Genomic DNA, 17,374 nt, shown 5'->3' with positions numbered 1-17,374 from the left:
GTCATTCATATACCTAAATACCGGCTCCCTTCCTACAGGAGAAAATACAAGGAATAAGTGAGAAAAGCGGCTAATTCTTAGGGCTATAATAGATTTTTCTCTAACATTATCGTCACTTGTTCTTCCATCATACGAGGGGGGTAAGGCATGCCATTAGTAAACCACCATTCCACGAGTCCTACGTATGCCGGCGCGAAAAATTGTATCATAACCTCCTCATTTAACCCGATCTTTTTCCCCTCAATCATTTCCCACCCATTGCGGATATCCTTGATGACAAAATCAAGGAATCTGCTGCGGAAAAAAGGAGCTCCTTTACTAGCAATCATAACTGAAAAAAATGAGTATTCTCTTTCGAAATACTCGAACCAGGTTAAATGAGCTGCGGAAGCTGATTCCGAGTAACATATATCCCAAAGTTCATTTATGTGCTCTTCAATAAGCTTATCCAATAAGTCATATTTATCCTTGTAATGAAGATAAATTGTTTTTCGAGTTACGTTTGCTCTATCGGAAATATCTTGCATCGTAATTAGATCGAATTCTTTTTCGTTCATTAATGCTACAACTGCATTTTTAATTGCTTCTTGGGATTTTAATATTCGCCGATCTATTTTAGACATAAAAACACCAACTTTCAAAAAAATAATACACAATATTTCACTTCATGTTTCCTAATACACAAATGATCCTGATCTGGTCATTGCAGAAAAGGTGACAACTATATAATAATACACACGAGGGTATTAATCCATCAGAGTGAATTATTTTTTTGAAAAGTGATTAGGGAGGTTGGAGTGGAAAAGAAAAATGGTTTGTTAGTATGGATTTTAACACTAGGTGTTTTTGGTATCCTCAGTACGGAAATGGGCATCATTGGTATACTGCCTCAAATTGCTCAGCACTTTGATGTCAGCATATCTAAGGCTGGGTGGCTGGTCAGTGTCTTTGCACTAGCGGTAGCTGTTTCTGGGCCGACCATGCCATTATTGTTTTCGGGTATAGACCGCAGGAAAGTTATGCTGCTTGTCCTTGGTATTTTTATTATGAGTAATATTGTCTCTCTTTTTGCAGCAAACTTTACGATAGCACTAATTGCTCGTGTGGTCCCAGCCTTTTTCCATCCCATTTATTGTTCACTGGCACTGACAGTAGCTGCGACTTCTGTCAATAAGGTGGAAGCTCCAAAGGCTATTTCTAAAGTCATGTTGGGCGTATCGGCAGGTATGGTGCTTGGTGTACCCATAAGTAATTTTCTTGCCAATCAAGCTTCGCTTGAAGCCGCAATGTCATTTTTTGCGATCGTTAATATCGTAGCACTCATTGCGACAATCCTGTTTGTTCCTTCCATGCCAGTTAAGGAGAGACTCTCTTACGGAGCACAAACAAGCGTATTAAAAAGATCGATGGTTTGGCTATCGATTGCTGTGTTTCTTTTTATCGCTTCAGCAGTATCTGGGGTTAGCAGCTACATTTCAGAGTATCTGGGTACGGTTGGAAATATCTCTGGAACCACTTTAAGTTTAATGTTATTTCTTTATGGTTTGGCAAGTATTATGGGCAACATTATGGCAGGGAAATTAATTGCCAAAATGGCTGAGAAATCCGTGGCATACTATGTGATCGTTGTAGGGATCGTTTCATTACTGGCATTTGTTGTCGGAAAGTATGCCAGTCCGCTGGTTTTGATTATTGTTTTGATTTGGGGAATTCTATTTGCAATAGGGAATAATATGGGTCAATATTTGATCGCATCATCTGCTGAAGAAGCACCAGATTTCGCGAATGGTTTATTTCTTACTTGTAGTAACTTGGGAACGACAATTGGAACTGCTGTAGGTGGATTAATAATTTTTGGAATGGGTATCGAATACCTTGTTTTAGGAGGAGTCCTATTCCTGATCTTGAGTGCAGCAAGTCTTATGATCAGAAACTATGTAAATAAATGAAAAAGCAGATCTCAAAACATTATAAGAGTGAAAATTCGAAGGATAGGGGAATGAATGATGCAAAAAGTAGTACTGAATAATGGCGTTGAGATGCCTATTCTTGGATTTGGCGTTTATCAAATCGAAGATCCAAACCAGTGTGAACAAGCTGTTTATGATGCCCTTATGGCTGGTTATCGTCTGATTGATACGGCAACTTCTTATATGAATGAAGAAGCAGTGGGTAGAGCCATCAAAAGAAGTGGTGTTCCAAGAGAAGAATTGTTTATTACGACAAAACTTTGGATTGCTGATGCTGGTTATGAAAACACAAAAAAAGCCTTTGCAAAATCATTAGAGAAACTGCAATTGGACTATTTAGATTTATATTTAATTCATCAGCCGTTTGGGGATGTATATGGGTCTTGGCGAGCTATGGAAGACCTTTACCGTGAGGGTAAAATAAGGGCAATCGGGGTCAGCAACTTTTATCCGGATCGTCTGGTAGATTTGATTTCTTATAATGAAGTCGTTCCGGCCGTAAATCAGGTTGAAACTCATCCTTTCTGCCAGCAAATCGAAAGCGCAAAAATTATGAATGAGTATAATGTTCAGATCGAATCCTGGGGGCCTTTTGCTGAGGGAAGAAATAACCTCTTTAAGAACGAAGTTTTAATGTCCGTGGCTGAGAAGTACAATAAATCAGTCGCTCAAGTGGTTTTACGGTGGTTGACACAAAGAGGAGTTGTTGCAATCCCAAAATCCGTTCAGAAGCAAAGAATCATTGAAAACTTCAATATCTTCGATTTCGAATTAAGCCAGGGGGATATGGAGATCATTACTACGTTAGATACGGGTAAGAGCTTGTTCTTATCGCATAATGATCCGGAAATTGTAAAATGGATGGCTAACTATACGTTTGGTGAAGAAAATAAATGAACAATCAATTTAATTAGCATTAAGGAAGGGTGTATTTGAATGTCTAATATTCAAGATAAAGTTATTGTTATTATGGGAGCATCAAGCGGGATTGGTGAAGCTACCGCCAAGAAGCTTGCACAAGAAGGAGCAAAACTAGTTATTGCTGCTCGTCGTGAAGACCGCTTGAAAGCACTTGTAGAATCGCTGCCAAATGCTGAAATTTCGTATTTAGCTGCAGATGTAACAAATAAAGACGAAGTTCAAGCGGTTGTTGACTTAGCAATAAAGAAATATGGTCGTATAGATGTACTTTACAATAACGCTGGTATCATGCCGCTTGCTCTAATGTCAGAAAATCACTTTGATGAGTGGCGACAAATGTTAGACATCAATGTAATGGGGGTCCTTAACGGGATCGCTGCAGCTTTGCCAATCATGAAAAAACAACAATCCGGTCATATCATTACGACTGATTCCGTTGCTGGTCATATTGTTATCCCTACCGCCGCTGTTTATTGCGGAACGAAATTTGCCGTTCGAGCTATTATGGAAGGTCTGCGCCAAGAGGAACATGAAAACAATATCCGAACTACGATGATTTCACCGGGAACAGTGGATACTGAGCTGCCGAACACTATAAAAGACCCACAAGTAGTACAAGCTTTAAAGGAAAATGCAAGTAAGGAAGGTTATGGATTAAGATCAGAGGATATTGCTGATGCAGTAGCTTATGCGATTAACATACCTGAAAGTGTTGCTATCAATGAAATTTTAATCCGTCCAACTAAACAACCGATGTAATGAGGGAACCTAAAATTTGATAGATACCGCTTTTACGCGTTTGAAATCATGAGAAAAACCGAATTTCCATTCAGGAGCTTCGGTTTTTCTTATTAAGATTACAGTGAAGTGTAGTTTTTCGTTAAATATATTGAAATCATTTATAAATTGTAAAAGGACGTATAGCAATCGTAGGGGATGCTGCACATCTACCTACACCATTAACTGCATCGGGATTTAATGCATCATTACAAGACGCCGCTACTTTAGCCGAATGCGTTGCAGTTAGAATCATAGGAATGACAGCAACTGAAGCTCTTTTAAAGTATGAAACTATCCGTCTTAGGGAGGCGCGCCGTATTGTTCAATCCGGGCAATCCTTTAGCCGATCTTTCGGACGGTAAAATGTATACCTGCCTCTCAGTTACCAAATAAAAAAAGTTATTTTTAGTCCACCAGAATTAAACTAACGGAAACGTTAATTCAATGGAACAGCGTCGCTTTGGACTTTATTTTCTCGTTCTTTATTGTCGTTGTTACATTTACTAGGCTCAGTCTAAAGCTAATTTTATGGAATCTGACGGGAAAAAGGTGCGGAATAAAGTCATCCGTCTCAAAAATACTTAGTAAGCGCTTAAAGCCTATGCATAGAGAGCAAAACGATACATCTTTCGGATGTAACGCCTCTTTTTTGTGCTTGTTCATATTCCGTTCATATTGCCGTCTCGAAGGGGACATCTTCCTTGATTAAACTTTAAATATGTCGCCAAGGTGGATCTACAGATATAAGGACAGGAGAAGATGAACTTGATAGAAACGGTGAAAATAAAAAAAACCGGGACCAAAAGCCGCAAGAAACGGAACTTATGGTTAAAAATAATTGGAGGTATTCTCGGGGCGCTTGTGCTGTTCATGGGCATCGTGTTTATCGTTAATGCAATCAGTAACGGAGTCGAGAGAAAGAAAATCGAACCGTATGGCCAGTATGTCCATGTGGATGGAAAAAAAATGAATGTGCTCATTCAAGGCAGAGGCGAACAGACCGTCGTCCTCCTTCCGGGACAAGGAACTCCGTCGCCTGCACTTGATTTCAAATTGTTGATCGATGAATTAACTCCGAATTATAAAGTCGTTGCGATCGAGCCTTTCGGTTATGGATTGAGCGACGAAACCGAGAAAGAAAGAACAACGGAGAATATCGTCAGCGAAGTTCACGAAGCTGTGCAGCAGTTGGGGATTGACCGTTACGTTCTGATGGGACATTCCATCGCGGGACTTTACGGAGTGTCCTATGTGAACACCTATCCGGATGAAGTTCTTGCATTTGTCGGCATCGATAGCAGCGTCCCTAATCAACCCGGCATGGATGTCAAATTACCTTTGAAATCCATGCAGTTTCTTCAAGAATCAGGTCTGATGAGATTGCTCAAAAAAGTGAGCGGAGATCCATATGAGTCGCTTGCATTCGATGAGCATACCAAAGAACAGATGAATTTGATTTCGAATCAAGTCACGAGCAATCCAACGATGATGGATGAGTTAAGACACCTCGGTTCCAATTTCAAAAATGGAGAACGACTCACCTACCCTCGTGATTTGCCGTTGCTTCTCTTCGTTCAATCGAATAACGAGAACAATGAGCAGTGGGTTCCGCTGCATGAGGAGCAAATCAAACAATCTGCACAGGGCAAAATGATCCCGATGGAAGGTTCACATTACCTGCATCATACGAAATTCAAAGAAATCGCTGAGGAATTCAAAGCGTACATGAAGCAAATCCAATAGTATGGTTGATAATTTGACTGCGGTGCCGAACTCGGTGCCGTGGTTTTTTTGTTTTATCGGTACAAGTTCATGTCCCAAATGCGAGGACAAGAACATGTTCCGATAACCCTTAGGAATATATCTAATTTGAAAACGAACTTCTCAATAAAGTTTTTTAGGCTTCAGTGAACGATTTCATGAACCTCTTCGTAATATGTTTGATTGCATGAGTCGCGTACGTGCTGATGTGGTCATATGGCAAACATGCGGGAGAGAAGGAGCGCAGAACGCTCGAAAGTCTGCCGTTCGCCCCGATCGAGGTGAAAGACCTGTTCATGGGTAAATTAGTAGAGGAGGCGAGTTCATATGTCAGATAATTCATACAAAATAATCAATACGTCGACTTGGAAGAGAAAGCTTCATTGCGAAATTTTCAGGAATGCACTCCAACCACAATATAATGTGTGTCTTGAACTGGACATTACAAATTTCATAAAAAAGGTAAAGGAAAATAAATGGTCGTTTTCTTTAGCCTTTATACATACTGTAACGAAATGCGCCAATGATATTGAAGAATTTCGATATCGTTTTTTAAACGATGAGGTTGTTCTATATGATACTATCCATACCTCTTTTACTTACTTAAATGCTGAAACTGAACTGTTTAAGGTCGTAAATGTCCCCATGATTGATGACATGGAAGAATATATTGAAATTGCAAGAGAAACCGTCGCTAATCAAAAGGAGTATATTACAGGCCCAGTTGCAAACGATGTATACCAATTTTCATCTTTACCCTGGATCCAATTTACACATTTTTCGCATACACATGCAGGGAAAAGTGATAAATCCAATTCTATGTTTGATTGGGGAAAATTCTTTGAGAGAGACGGAAAAGTTTTACTGCCATTTTCTATTCAAGTGCATCACTCTTTTATAGATGGTTTTCATGTTGGGAAATTGGTTGAGCATATACAGAAACATCTTTCGTACAATAGCTAAAATTGGAATTGATGTAAAGAAAACTTACCCCGACTATACAATGAAAATTATTCGACAGTTTGAAGATGATAACTATGTTATTTCAGAGTTCATAATGGAAGGAACACATGAAGGTGAATGGCTCGGTATGAAGCCGACACATAAAAAGCTTACTTTTACAGGGGTTGATATTGATAAGGTAGTAGATGGAAAAATAGTTGAACATGGCGGCGCTGTAAATACTTTTGACACTTTATATGCTGAGGGTATGTTAAAACCTGTATAACATGATGCGCTTTTCAACATGAGTTGAAATGTGCATGGGTTATTAAGCTATAGCTGCCTGTGTGATCGACCGTTTTAGGTGAGTTTTTAGATTTCTCAATTAAATGATTAAGTATCTTTGAAGAAGAAGCCGTCTCCGAATAGATGGCTTCTTCTATTTCTAAGGGTGACGAAAGATTCCCCTGGTACCAACGTGTGCAATAGCCGCGATCTTGAAATATTTTGTGTATAAGTTTGAGGAAGAATTTTCTGATGACAAGCATTTTCAATTTCAAACTCTCCACTATGCCACCACTGTATAATTTGATGGTATGTTTCTTATGATAACTCTGGTAGAGGCAGCAGAAACCCAAGGAGGTGGATTCATCATGACATATAAAACCGCTCAAATAGCAGCATTAGTAGGAGTCCATCCCAATACCATACGGCTTTATGAAAAGCTGAAACTGCTTCCTCCGATACCAAGGACTGAAGGCAACTACCGAATCTTTAATGACAGACATCTTAAACAGCTTCGGCTGTTGCGTACTGCCTTCCGCGCGGAGATTATCAGTGACAGGCTCAGGCAGGAAGTCTATGAAATCGTGAAGATTGCGGCAACGGATGATATTGAGGGCGCGTATCAAAGCACATTGAACTATTTAGAGCATTTGCTGATCGAAAAAGTCAGAGCGGAGGAAGCGATCAGCATCGCGCTTAATATCATTGAGAACAGCAAAAAATCAGTAGAAACGATTGTGTTCAATGGCAGAGTTGAAGCTGCCAACGCTCTCGGTATCACAAAAGACGTTCTTCGGGATTGGGAGAGAAACGGTTTGATTGAGGTGCCGCGGAGTGCCAACGGATACAGAAGATACGGCTCCAAGGAAATGAGCCGGCTGAAAATCATCTCTATCCTTCGGAATGCCCATTATTCCATGATGTCCATTCTGCGCATGCTGAATCGTCTGGATCGTGGAGAAGGAAATATACGAGAAGCTATTGATACGCCAGGCGAAGAGGAAGACATTGTTTTCGCTACGGATCGGTATATTACGGCACTCGACATGGCAGAAGCGGATGCACAGGAAATGCTGAAAATACTTGATGCCATAAGGAAAGGCAATGTCGAAAAACATCAAAATTAGGAGTAAAACAATGACAGTTATTTTATCTGATGAAATAAAGCATCTGAACATGATCATGGAAAAATTGGAGGATTCTTTAGATGAATTGAATCAAACGGTCTCCAGATATGAAGATGAATTTAAGGAATCCATGAAAGATCTTTGGAAAAATAGAAGTGATATGGATTCCATGGAGATTTTTTCAAACGAGCAGTCGATTGGCCGAAACGTAAACTTAGGTGAATTCACCGTAAAAAGGCGAGAAATGATCGAAAAGTTAATGGATTCGCCTTATTTCGCCAGAATTGATTTCAGGCCTAACGATGAGGGCGGAGCAGAGCCGTTTTATATTGGACGGTTTTCTTATGTTGATCAAAAAGGCAATATGCTGATATGCGACTGGCGAGCCCCGATATCCGGGATGTACTACGATTTTGAGCTTGGGCCTGCCTTTTATGATGCTCCTGTGGGCAAGATCGAAGGGGAAATGACCCTGAAAAGGCAATTTAAGATTAAAAACAGCATTATGGAATATGCTCTTGAGAGCTCAATCGGTATTAGTGACGAGGTGCTTCAAAAAGAATTGAGCCATACCTCGGATCAAAAAATGAAAAATATCATTGCGACCATCCAAAAAGAGCAAAATCAGATTATCAGAAATGAAAAGGCCAATGTCTTGGTCATTCAGGGCGTCGCCGGATCGGGGAAGACATCCATTGCCCTGCACCGGATAGCTTACTTTTTATACAAGTACAAAGACCGATTAGCCGCTCAGAATATTATGATCATTTCCCCTAACAGGGTATTTGCCGATTATATCTCTAACGTATTGCCGGAGTTGGGCGAAGAGCCTGTGACAGAAACGGGGTTTGAAAATATTGCGGCGGAGATGCTGAATAATTCCATCGATTTCGAGAGATTTGCCGAGCAGATTGAACTGACCCTAGAAGGGAATGACAAAAAGCTGGCGGAACGAATTCAATTCAAGTCCTCCATGGAGTTCCTATCCCTTTTGGATGAGTACCTTGAGTATGCGGATGATCATCTTTTCTCCCCCTGTGATTGTTCTTTTGGACAAACTGCCATTTCAAAGGATTTTATCCAAACGAGATATCATGCTCTGAAAGCAAGGCCAATTCTTCAAAGAATGGAAGAAATCGCTGGAAACATTCTTGGGAAAATAAAATCGGAAACCAGAACGAAGCGAAACATCCCTGGAAAAAAGGAGGTCATAAAAAAGCTAGTTTCAATGTTGCATTATGATAGTACTTTGTCATTCTATAATGGCTTTTTTGAATATATCAAAAGACCGGATTTATTCTCGCTTAAAAGCAAAAATAAATTAGAAGCATCGGATGTGTACCCTTATCTCTATTTGAAAATATTTTTTGAAGGGATACAGGGATATGATGACATTAAACATGCCGTGATTGATGAGATGCAGGATTACACGCCGGTGCAGTATGCGGTCATTAACAAGCTGTTTCGTTGCAGGAAAACGATTTTGGGTGATTTCGGTCAATCCGTTAACCCTTATAACTCCATTTCACGAGAGGATTTTGTTAAGCTCTACGAAAATACAGAGTACGTAACACTCACTAAAAGCTACAGATCCACCTATGAAATCATCAAATTTGCTCAGAATATACAAAACAACAGCATTGAGCCTATCGAACGACATGGAAAGGAACCGGAGATTATCCCATGTGATGATTGGATTTCTGAACTGTCTGTGGTAGACGGTAGGCTTAAGGAATTTAAAAACAGTGGTTTAGCAACAGTTGGTATTGTCTGCAGATCAATCGGTCAAGCAGAAGAACTCTACCGAGAATTGAAAAAGAAACATGAAGTTACCCTTCTGAATTCCGACAGCTCAAAATTTGAAAACGGGATTATTATCACCACTATATATATGGCCAAAGGTCTTGAGTTTGATGAAGTAATTGTTCCTTCCGTAAACTCTGATGTTTATCAATCGGAATATGACCGGAGCTTACTGTACATTGCATGCACAAGGGCTATGCATAAGCTTACACTGACCTATCACGGAGAACTTACTAGCATCCTTAGTTCCATTCAGCGAGGGCACAAACGAAATCAACGGTGAATAAGTCTCCATTATGCCACCAGTTGATAGGCTGGATGTATACTTTTTTAAGTAATTATTTTTGTGGTGCTTGGTAGGAGGAACAACATGAATCTTAATAAAAAACAATCTCAAAGCTGGAAGGGAAGAGTTGCGGCTTTTCTGTTCGGGCAGGGCATTTCACTATTCGGCTCCCAACTTGTACAGATGGCAATCATCTGGCATGTAACGCTGGAAACCTCGTCAGGGATTTGGGTTACGATACTGACATTGGCTTCATTCCTGCCCCAAATGCTGATCTCACCCATTGCGGGAGTATGGGCGGATAGATACAACCGCAAAGTAATCATGATTCTATCCGATGGGGTTATTGCCATCACAACCCTGCTGCTCGCTCTGTTTATGATGTCGGGTAACACCGGCAATGCGACTCTGCCGGTAATCATTATCGTATCGGCCATCCGATCTCTTGGCGGAGGAATTCATTCCCCGGCAGTAAACGCTGCCCTTCCGCAAATCGTCCCCCAGGACAAGCTTTCCCGAATAAACGGATACAATGGCACGATTCAGTCCATCGTGCAGTTTGTTTCCCCTATAGCGGCAGGTGCGATTATGGCTATCGGTCCGATCTACAACATCCTTTTTATTGACGTTGCGACTGCCATGATCGGAATCGGTATCCTTTCGACTCTAAAAATACCAAAGCATCAGCCCGTTCCCAAGGCAGAGAAAACATCTGCATTTGAAGAAATGAGGGAAGGGTTCCGCTTCACATGGAATAACAGATTTTTAAGAAAGCTGTTCGCGACTTACGGTCTGTACATTTTCCTGTGCGTTCCTTCGGGATTCCTCGCAGCCCTCATGATTAAACGAACCTTCGGCGACAATATCATGTTCCTGACTGTGAGTGAAGTGGTTGGTTTTGCCGGATCCGTGCTTGCTGGCCTACTGCTCGGTGCAACCGGAGGATTTAAGAACAGAGTTAAGACTCTTTTCTTGGGGATGCTGGTTTATGGTGTAACATCACTTGCAATTGGATTCACAAACGTATTTTGGCTCTTTGTAGTGCTCATGTTCTTTATCGGTTTTACTATACCGTTCGCTCAAACATCGGTTTACACACTGGTGCAGGAAAAGGTCGAACCTTCGATGATGGGCAGGGTTTTCAGCTTGCTGAATGTCATGTTTAGCGGCTTCATGCCCCTCGGCATGGCCATCTTTGGTCCCTTAGCCGATGTTGTGCGAATACAGACAATGGTAATCGTGTGTGCTGTCCCGATTATCCTTCTTGCTATGAATCTCCGCCTGTCTCGAAGCTTCTATCGAGAGGGGATCTATACTTCGGAAACTAGAGAAATGGGCGATAATCAAGTGTAATATCGTACCCTGTACACACACTTAAAAGGCTTCTCCAATTATGGTAATTGGGGAAGCCTTTTTTGCATGCAGAAAGCACAAGGAAATGAACAGATTATAAGTTAGCTATTTTGGCAAATAAGTAACGCATGGTTACTAACACCTACGCAGGACGGGCTTTGACTCATAACGTCAGACAGTACCATCCATTGCTCCAATTGTTCATCAGACATTGCATTAATTGCTTCTGCACAAAATAAAAAATCAACTCCAACATTTTTAATAACGGTTAAGTTGTGTTTGGTGGCGGACATTTCCATTTCTTCTGGACTTGTGAAGTAGAACACCTCTGGTCGTATATCGTCAGTTCCTTTATTGAAAACGAAGTCGGTAGCATTTTTACTCGGATAAGCTTCAGGTGCCATAAAGCAGCCTCCCAAATAAGCACCAACTTTATTGATATATGCAAAAACGATAGTACCATTTTCTTTACATATTCGTTTGCTTTCTTGTACTACCAAATTGCGTTCCTCCGGCGGGAGGTGATACATCGGGCCCAAAATTAATACAAGGTCATAGCTTTTATCTAATATGCCTTCGAGTTTTGTTGCGTCACCAACTTGAGCTGTAATATTTTTTAAGCCGGAGTTCAATATTTTCTGATTAAACAATGCGATGTTTTCGGGTGTAATATCAATGCCTAAATAAGAACTGCACTTTTCAGCAAAATACATTCCATAGTGACCTGTTCCACAGCCAATTTCAATAACATTCTTTTCTGAGGAAAGATACTCGCCAATATACTTTTTAGTATAGAAAGACTCCATTTGGCTAGCCTTATCGCGAAGAAATCTTTCATCCTCTATTAAAGCATCTTTATAGTTCACACGAATTTTCTCTTGATTTGATGACATGGATTAAACCCTCCATCATATGTAATTAAATTTCAGTTTACCATATGTAACAGATAAGTGAAGGGCGAACTTAAAGCCCCTCTGGTCAGCTTGACTACAACAAATTATGGGTGGTATTATAAATTAATCATTACTAAGGAGAAATGTTTGATGTCGGCGGTAGTTCTTAACTAACCAAATTCCATACTTGAAGTTTTCAACAATCCCAAAAACCAATTGCTGAAATTGCATGGTTTGTTTCTTTATGGACATTTTGAGGGCTTCGGAATTAGTTAAGAACAACGGATATTAATCTAAGCCTTAGTGCTGACTATTGTTATGCACCCGCAATCCGTGCTGTTTTGAGCTCGGATTTTTTTGTTTTTTTGAGGTGTATATTTAGGCAGTTTCCAAAAAGGGCAGGGATGACGTATGTTCATTCCTGCCCTTTTTGTATTTTCACAATGGCGAATTTACAATTTTAGGAGGGATTGCATGAAGAATTATGTTGAACAAGCAAGTGAGTATGTTCGGCTGCAAGAAGGGCCACAGGTGATCGAGCAGCTCTTACTCGAATGTTATTTGAACCCGGGAATTTCAACGAAAGAATTAGCGCGAAAAACGCTGCTCCCGACCCCTGTCGCTGCGGCTATTAAACGGGAATTGATTAAAGCGGGGGCACTCGTGCAGGATCGAGGTGTCCGCTGCACAACTGACGGACTTGCATGGATCGAGCGGGAATGGGGGTTCCGCGGCTTGAACCATTCCCTTTATCACAATTTGTTTGATGAGACAAAATGGAAAGAGAGTCTAAAAGATATATTGCCTATACTGGAGGAACTATTATCGCATCGGCCGTCTGTGGATGTTCAGATCGATCAGTCCAAATGCACGCCAGAAACAAGCTTACGCCGAGCTATTCTTTGTTTGAAGCACCATGCGTTGATCGGAAAGAAGATTTTATGTGTCGGAGATGATGATCTGGTAAGTGTGTCTATAGGTATGCTGCTACAGCAGTTGTTTCCGGATACCGGGCACACCGTTACCCATGTGGATGTTCTTGATATAGACGAAAGATTCCTAAAATATATTGAATCGATTGCAGAGGAGCGGGGATTATCGGTTAGATGCCACCGAGTTGATTTGAGGGAGCCACTACCGGAAAACCTTCACAAGCAGTTTGATTGCTTCTTTACGGATCCTCCGTATACGCTTCAGGGAATGGGGCTGTTCGTATCACGCGGTATTCAAGCTCTGAAAAGAGAGAAAGGACTGCCGATATTTCTCTCTTTTGCCCATAAATCGCCTGCCTTTATGCTTGCCATGCAGCGGGAATTTGTCCGCATGGGGCTGACGGTCAACGCGAATTTCCCGCAATTCAACGCCTACGAAGGCGCAGAAATGATCGCAGGCCGGAGCCAAATGTTTATACTGCGGACGACGGATCAGACGAAACCCGAATATACGGAGAAATTCACGGATGCCTTGTATACAGGCGAGGTGAAACAAACCCTTCGTACTTACCGCTGCAAACAATGCACAAAAGATGTGCTTGTCGGTATCAACGAGGAGTTTGCGACTATAGAGCAGTTAAAGAATGAAGGGTGCGGGGGCTGCGGCCATGATACGTTTGAACTGGTGGCCAAACAACGGGTCTCTTCAGAGAGGAAAGACAAGGGGGATCATTCGACGGATTTAAGCTCGTGAATTGACCGAGGTAGCGAAATGGGAGCGGGGGAATCAAGGACAAGAATTTGCACCGATTGATGGCATAGTGGTAGCTGCCGGCTTAAATCTATATTTTCACAGACGAATCTGTTAGTTCGAAATACCATTCTAGAAAAGAGTTGAAGCTTTTCCATTGCGGATTCAATTTACCGGCAAAAAAATCTTCTAACTGCTGACCCAATCCTAAGCCTAACACTTCGTCTGTGTTCTTATTATAGAAAAAGCAGAACTCCCCTTCAAAATTATCCAAGGGAATATATTGTTCAGGTAATTTTAATACTGCGTGAGTTCTCTCCATACCTAACCGATAATCAGAAGAATTGACCATAAACCAACAAATCTGATAGATTTCACGTCGTCTATGAATGAAAGTCGGCCCGTCCTCTGCATGCAAATAGAAGGCGGCAAAATCTGAACCCAAATCGATGCCTAACTTTTCTAAAACTTTTTTGTACTCTTCTAAAACGTCTTCAAACCACCAGTTTTTGCTTTTGCAATAATTGACTACTTTTTCTGATAGCATCTCGACGGCTCCTCCGATGATATATAATATAATAAACTATCTTAATTATTTCCCTGAGTATAACATATCTTCCCATTATAGAAATAAAGACACAGATGAGATCTCTATCGCCAAATCTATTGACGGAAGAAATATTTTCCTGATACTCTTACAAAATATGACACCCGGGGGAAGCATTTTATTACAGTGAATTATGGACCAGTTGTCTTCATTTAATTAAATTGGAAAAGAGGTTTTGAATCAATGAACAATAGCAATATTATTTGGGGGACAGTATTTTTATTGCTGATTTTGTTTCTGAATCCATTATTGGAGATTGTCGGGCTAGATGAAAGATTGTTCGGATTGCATTTGCAAGGTGAGACTGTGTTTTCATTGAGTCCATTCTTAGTTCGGATTATTCTGGCAGTAATTGGGGTAATCATGCTTATCATCGGCGGTATGCAAGTTGCAAAGCAGAAGAATAAATAATTGAAAGATATTCGCCGTCGAAGGGGATTAATATGGACAGTTGTGCTATTTTTGGCGGGATGGCCCACGTCCTAGCTGAAACGTTAGAAGAGATAAGACAGGGAGAATATAAGGATTATAGCCATTTGAAAATGGTATGCATCCTTCTTGAGGATAAACTAGAATCCGGGGCAATTGAACAGCCTTGTCTGGATTGTGACGATTGCATGACCTTTGTGGAGAACAGATTGTTAGTATATGGCTATTTGTTTGAAGGCAAAGAGCTGCAATGGTTGAAAGAAAGTGAGCAATATGTGAGAAAAGCAAGAGGCCAGGATCAAATCCTTCGACACTTGCATGCGAGTCAGGCAAACCCTGAAGATTTCAATAGAACCCCATACATACCGAATAATAAACAACTTGTTTATTTGGACCACAATGTAATTGACAAATTCCATAAAGAGGAAGAAAAGAGGATAAGGCTTACCCCTGGCTATGTTGACGTCGAATACGTCTTCAGTCCTTCTCATCTTGAGGAAATTAAACGCATGAACAATGAAGAAGAGGAACAAAAGATAATATCAAATATCCGGGAAATCACCAGTTCTCTCTTTATTTCCAATTTTGATGGTAACGAATTAAGCCTAGCATACGAGGATCCGGAATATGGTATGCGCAGGGTACTAAAAAGTGAAGTCGCATCTGACATCGAAGCTTACCGAATTATTACCACGGATGATCGTAAAATATTTCATCCCGAACGTACCGATGAAGTCTACCTGAGCAAATTAACCTTTGATCAGGTATTTAACCACCCAACTGTTATTGGTGTATCTGAGAAGTTTCAAGAGTACATCGACGATAAAGGTCGAATTAAACAATATTCTTTTGTCCATCAAGCTATATATGCACTTGTTCGTGCGTTAGATAATCTAGGATATAAGACAGATAAGAAACGTGCAATAAAAAGCAGTGCACACGATATCGAGCATATGAGCTATGCAGCGGGGACGGATCTTTTTGTTACAATGGATAAAAAGTTAAAGGAACGTTCGATGTTAATCTATCAAAGACTCGGTATTAGCACTAACGTTATGGATTGGGACCAATATAAGAATTACTTAGATTCTTTGGTTCAAGTAAAAGTCCGGAACATTATTAAAAAAGATGATTTTCCATTAAAAATCTGTCGGATTGGTCCGGTAAAAATATGAATCTCTTTACTTAAACAATGATCGAGGAGTATAATCCGTTAAGACATCGGAGTGAGAAGAGGGAAATTGATTATGAACAACGGATTGGTCAATGCAATTATCGCTTATATCATGTGGGGGATTCTCCCGCTTTATTGGAAGTTGTTTAACGATGTGCCGGCAGGAGAGATTCTGTCACATCGGGTTGTCTGGTCGTTCGTCTTTATGGGTATTCTCGTCGCAGTTCAGCGTCGCTGGGGTGACATGAAGCGGATTGCGTCTAGCCGCTCGCTACTGCTGTCGCTTACCGCTAGCGGACTGCTGATCGCTGCTAATTGGCTCATCTTCATCTGGGCGGTCAACAACGACCATGTCGTCGAGACAAGCCTTGGCTATTATTTGAACCCGTTGCTGAACGTGCTGCTTGCGGTTGTCTTCCTTCGTGAAAAGCCAAACCGTGGCCAATGGCTCGCGATTGCCATCGCTGGCGCCGCGGTGCTGATCATCGCCATCGACTACGGACGATTCCCATGGATCTCGATCTCACTGGCCGCGACGTTCGGCTTGTACGGCCTCGCGAAAAAGAAAATCGGACAAGACGCTTCTGTAGGTTTACTATCGGAGACGGCTGTAGTCCTGCCCATTGCGCTCGGCTACTGGATCTATTTGGCAGCCGCGGGAAAGACGACGGCATGGACGCTGCCTGCGTCCACATTCATTGAACTGCTTCTTTCAGGCGTAGTAACAGCGCTGCCGCTGCTTTTCTTTGCGCGAGCGGCAGCCCGGATGTCGTTGTCCACGCTCGGCTTCGTACAATACATCGGGCCGACGATCATGCTGTTACTGAGCATATTCGTGTTCAAGGAATCGGTCTCACCGGTTCTTCTCATCGGCTTCGCGCTTATCTGGACAGCGCTTGTCGTATACGCCACGGCATCGGTTCGCGGCATGAAACTAGCGAAGGCGAGCTGACGGCAAACGTGTCCACGCGGTACCATCATATCAGCCATTTCCGTCCGTAGGGGAGGAGATGGCTGATTTCTGTTTGGGGTTAAACTCCCTCGGTACGATGCAGTTTTCTCACGAATGCTCGCTTATTCGCAGGATTTCACCAATGATAAATCGTAAGCCGTATAGAATGGGACAAGAGCCGTCTAAATGGGCAACCGGCGAGCATACGGGAACAGAAGGGGCGAGTTTTCGTGATTTCAAAAAGAAATATGACCCCGATGGAGAGATTAACTTTTTTGTGGTGGATCCTAATATTCTGTGCGCCCGTGAAATGGCGGCCCGCCTTGGTCTAGCGATTATAGGTCAACCCATTAGCTTTTAGGGCTTTTAAAAATACCTGGTCCGGAAGCTAAATCTTTTATTGACCAA

The 17,374-nt window shown here is 41.5% G+C and carries 19 protein-coding genes; 16 read left to right on the top strand and 3 right to left on the bottom strand.

Features of this window, described 5'->3' with window-relative positions; genetic code table 11:
• Positions 1–83: 83 nt before the first annotated feature.
• Complete coding sequence (locus ACLB09_RS05525) at positions 84–623, bottom strand: TetR/AcrR family transcriptional regulator (protein WP_410768753.1); 540 nt, start codon at positions 621–623, stop codon at positions 84–86.
• Positions 624–797: 174 nt separating this feature from the next.
• On the opposite strand from ACLB09_RS05525, the gene ACLB09_RS05520 reads away from it, so the two are divergent.
• From ACLB09_RS05520 to ACLB09_RS05470, 11 genes are all read left to right on the top strand, one after another.
• Positions 798–1,949 carry an MFS transporter gene (locus ACLB09_RS05520; protein WP_410768752.1) on the top strand — a complete coding sequence of 384 codons (1,152 nt, stop codon included), beginning with the start codon at positions 798–800 and terminating at the stop codon, positions 1,947–1,949.
• Between the two features lie 57 nt (positions 1,950–2,006).
• Entirely contained in the window at positions 2,007–2,867 is an 861-nt protein-coding gene (locus ACLB09_RS05515; protein WP_410769006.1) for an aldo/keto reductase, read from the top strand.
• Between the two features lie 39 nt (positions 2,868–2,906).
• On the top strand, positions 2,907–3,650 hold the full coding sequence (locus tag ACLB09_RS05510) for an SDR family oxidoreductase (RefSeq protein WP_410768751.1): 744 nt from the start codon (positions 2,907–2,909) through the stop codon (positions 3,648–3,650).
• A 146-nt stretch (positions 3,651–3,796) separates the two neighbouring features.
• On the top strand, positions 3,797–4,033 hold the full coding sequence (locus ACLB09_RS05505) for an FAD-dependent oxidoreductase (RefSeq protein WP_410769005.1): 237 nt from the start codon (positions 3,797–3,799) through the stop codon (positions 4,031–4,033).
• Between the two features lie 397 nt (positions 4,034–4,430).
• A complete protein-coding gene (locus ACLB09_RS05500; protein WP_410768750.1) occupies positions 4,431–5,414 on the top strand; it encodes an alpha/beta hydrolase in 984 nt (327 codons plus the stop codon).
• Between the two features lie 218 nt (positions 5,415–5,632).
• The gene (locus ACLB09_RS05495; protein ID WP_410768749.1) at positions 5,633–5,770 is read left to right on the top strand and encodes a hypothetical protein; all 138 of its coding nucleotides are present in this window, start codon (positions 5,633–5,635) and stop codon (positions 5,768–5,770) included.
• On the top strand, positions 5,760–6,395 hold the full coding sequence (locus ACLB09_RS05490) for a CatA-like O-acetyltransferase (protein WP_410768748.1): 636 nt from the start codon (positions 5,760–5,762) through the stop codon (positions 6,393–6,395). Before ACLB09_RS05495 ends, ACLB09_RS05490 begins: the two co-directional genes overlap by 11 nt.
• Positions 6,343–6,660, top strand: coding sequence for an ester cyclase (locus tag ACLB09_RS05485; RefSeq protein ID WP_410768747.1), 318 nt, complete (start codon positions 6,343–6,345; stop codon positions 6,658–6,660). The genes ACLB09_RS05490 and ACLB09_RS05485 overlap by 53 nt, the downstream gene beginning before the upstream one ends.
• A 367-nt stretch (positions 6,661–7,027) precedes the next feature.
• Positions 7,028–7,786 carry a MerR family transcriptional regulator gene (locus ACLB09_RS05480; RefSeq protein WP_410768746.1) on the top strand — a complete coding sequence of 253 codons (759 nt, stop codon included), beginning with the start codon at positions 7,028–7,030 and terminating at the stop codon, positions 7,784–7,786.
• A 10-nt stretch (positions 7,787–7,796) separates the two neighbouring features.
• Positions 7,797–9,872 carry a HelD family protein gene (locus tag ACLB09_RS05475; protein WP_410768745.1) on the top strand — a complete coding sequence of 692 codons (2,076 nt, stop codon included), beginning with the start codon at positions 7,797–7,799 and terminating at the stop codon, positions 9,870–9,872.
• Between the two features lie 87 nt (positions 9,873–9,959).
• A complete protein-coding gene (locus ACLB09_RS05470; RefSeq protein WP_410768744.1) occupies positions 9,960–11,228 on the top strand; it encodes an MFS transporter in 1,269 nt (422 codons plus the stop codon).
• A gap of 101 nt (positions 11,229–11,329) precedes the next feature.
• Here ACLB09_RS05470 and ACLB09_RS05465 read toward each other — a convergent pair whose 3' ends face one another.
• Complete coding sequence (locus ACLB09_RS05465) at positions 11,330–12,121, bottom strand: class I SAM-dependent methyltransferase (protein WP_410768742.1); 792 nt, start codon at positions 12,119–12,121, stop codon at positions 11,330–11,332.
• A 474-nt stretch (positions 12,122–12,595) separates the two neighbouring features.
• Between ACLB09_RS05465 and ACLB09_RS05460 the strand changes: the two genes are divergently transcribed.
• On the top strand, positions 12,596–13,807 hold the full coding sequence (locus ACLB09_RS05460) for a bis-aminopropyl spermidine synthase family protein (protein WP_410768741.1): 1,212 nt from the start codon (positions 12,596–12,598) through the stop codon (positions 13,805–13,807).
• Between the two features lie 88 nt (positions 13,808–13,895).
• On the opposite strand, the gene ACLB09_RS05455 is transcribed toward ACLB09_RS05460, so the two are convergent.
• Positions 13,896–14,351: a hypothetical protein gene (locus ACLB09_RS05455; protein WP_410768740.1), complete on the bottom strand. Its 456-nt coding sequence runs from the start codon at positions 14,349–14,351 to the stop codon at positions 13,896–13,898.
• A gap of 243 nt (positions 14,352–14,594) precedes the next feature.
• Between ACLB09_RS05455 and ACLB09_RS05450 the strand changes: the two genes are divergently transcribed.
• From ACLB09_RS05450 to ACLB09_RS05435, 4 genes are all read left to right on the top strand, one after another.
• Positions 14,595–14,822 carry a hypothetical protein gene (locus tag ACLB09_RS05450; RefSeq protein WP_410768739.1) on the top strand — a complete coding sequence of 76 codons (228 nt, stop codon included), beginning with the start codon at positions 14,595–14,597 and terminating at the stop codon, positions 14,820–14,822.
• Between the two features lie 32 nt (positions 14,823–14,854).
• On the top strand, positions 14,855–16,015 hold the full coding sequence (locus ACLB09_RS05445) for a hypothetical protein (RefSeq protein WP_410768738.1): 1,161 nt from the start codon (positions 14,855–14,857) through the stop codon (positions 16,013–16,015).
• Positions 16,016–16,087: 72 nt separating this feature from the next.
• Positions 16,088–16,966, top strand: a complete 879-nt coding sequence (gene rarD / locus ACLB09_RS05440; protein ID WP_410769004.1) for an EamA family transporter RarD — start codon at positions 16,088–16,090, stop codon at positions 16,964–16,966.
• A 58-nt stretch (positions 16,967–17,024) separates the two neighbouring features.
• On the top strand, positions 17,025–17,327 hold the full coding sequence (locus ACLB09_RS05435; RefSeq protein ID WP_410768737.1) for a hypothetical protein: 303 nt from the start codon (positions 17,025–17,027) through the stop codon (positions 17,325–17,327).
• Positions 17,328–17,374 lie beyond the last annotated feature (47 nt).

It is taken from the genome of Fontibacillus forbon (assembly GCF_046559655.1).
Lineage (GTDB): Bacteria > Bacillota > Bacilli > Paenibacillales > Paenibacillaceae > Fontibacillus.
The sequence above is the reverse complement of the archived record's forward strand: the minus strand, read 5'-3'. Positions and strand labels throughout refer to the sequence as shown.

Excerpts from the sequence above, each read along its gene's own strand:
- ACLB09_RS05455 (WP_410768740.1), bottom strand. The coding sequence starts at position 14,351 with ATGCTATCAGAAAAAGTAGTCAATTATTGCAAAAGCAAAAACTGGTGG.
- ACLB09_RS05435 (WP_410768737.1), top strand. The coding sequence starts at position 17,025 with ATGGCTGATTTCTGTTTGGGGTTAAACTCCCTCGGTACGATGCAGTTT.
- ACLB09_RS05480 (WP_410768746.1), top strand. The coding sequence starts at position 7,028 with ATGACATATAAAACCGCTCAAATAGCAGCATTAGTAGGAGTCCATCCC.
- ACLB09_RS05525 (WP_410768753.1), bottom strand. The coding sequence starts at position 623 with ATGTCTAAAATAGATCGGCGAATATTAAAATCCCAAGAAGCAATTAAA.
- ACLB09_RS05445 (WP_410768738.1), top strand. The coding sequence starts at position 14,855 with ATGGACAGTTGTGCTATTTTTGGCGGGATGGCCCACGTCCTAGCTGAA.
- ACLB09_RS05500 (WP_410768750.1), top strand. The coding sequence starts at position 4,431 with ATGAACTTGATAGAAACGGTGAAAATAAAAAAAACCGGGACCAAAAGC.
- ACLB09_RS05460 (WP_410768741.1), top strand. The coding sequence starts at position 12,596 with ATGAAGAATTATGTTGAACAAGCAAGTGAGTATGTTCGGCTGCAAGAA.
- ACLB09_RS05510 (WP_410768751.1), top strand. The coding sequence starts at position 2,907 with ATGTCTAATATTCAAGATAAAGTTATTGTTATTATGGGAGCATCAAGC.
- ACLB09_RS05470 (WP_410768744.1), top strand. The coding sequence starts at position 9,960 with ATGAATCTTAATAAAAAACAATCTCAAAGCTGGAAGGGAAGAGTTGCG.
- ACLB09_RS05485 (WP_410768747.1), top strand. The coding sequence starts at position 6,343 with ATGTTGGGAAATTGGTTGAGCATATACAGAAACATCTTTCGTACAATA.
- ACLB09_RS05515 (WP_410769006.1), top strand. The coding sequence starts at position 2,007 with ATGCAAAAAGTAGTACTGAATAATGGCGTTGAGATGCCTATTCTTGGA.
- ACLB09_RS05475 (WP_410768745.1), top strand. The coding sequence starts at position 7,797 with ATGACAGTTATTTTATCTGATGAAATAAAGCATCTGAACATGATCATG.
- ACLB09_RS05465 (WP_410768742.1), bottom strand. The coding sequence starts at position 12,121 with ATGTCATCAAATCAAGAGAAAATTCGTGTGAACTATAAAGATGCTTTA.
- ACLB09_RS05490 (WP_410768748.1), top strand. The coding sequence starts at position 5,760 with ATGTCAGATAATTCATACAAAATAATCAATACGTCGACTTGGAAGAGA.
- ACLB09_RS05450 (WP_410768739.1), top strand. The coding sequence starts at position 14,595 with ATGAACAATAGCAATATTATTTGGGGGACAGTATTTTTATTGCTGATT.
- rarD (WP_410769004.1), top strand. The coding sequence starts at position 16,088 with ATGAACAACGGATTGGTCAATGCAATTATCGCTTATATCATGTGGGGG.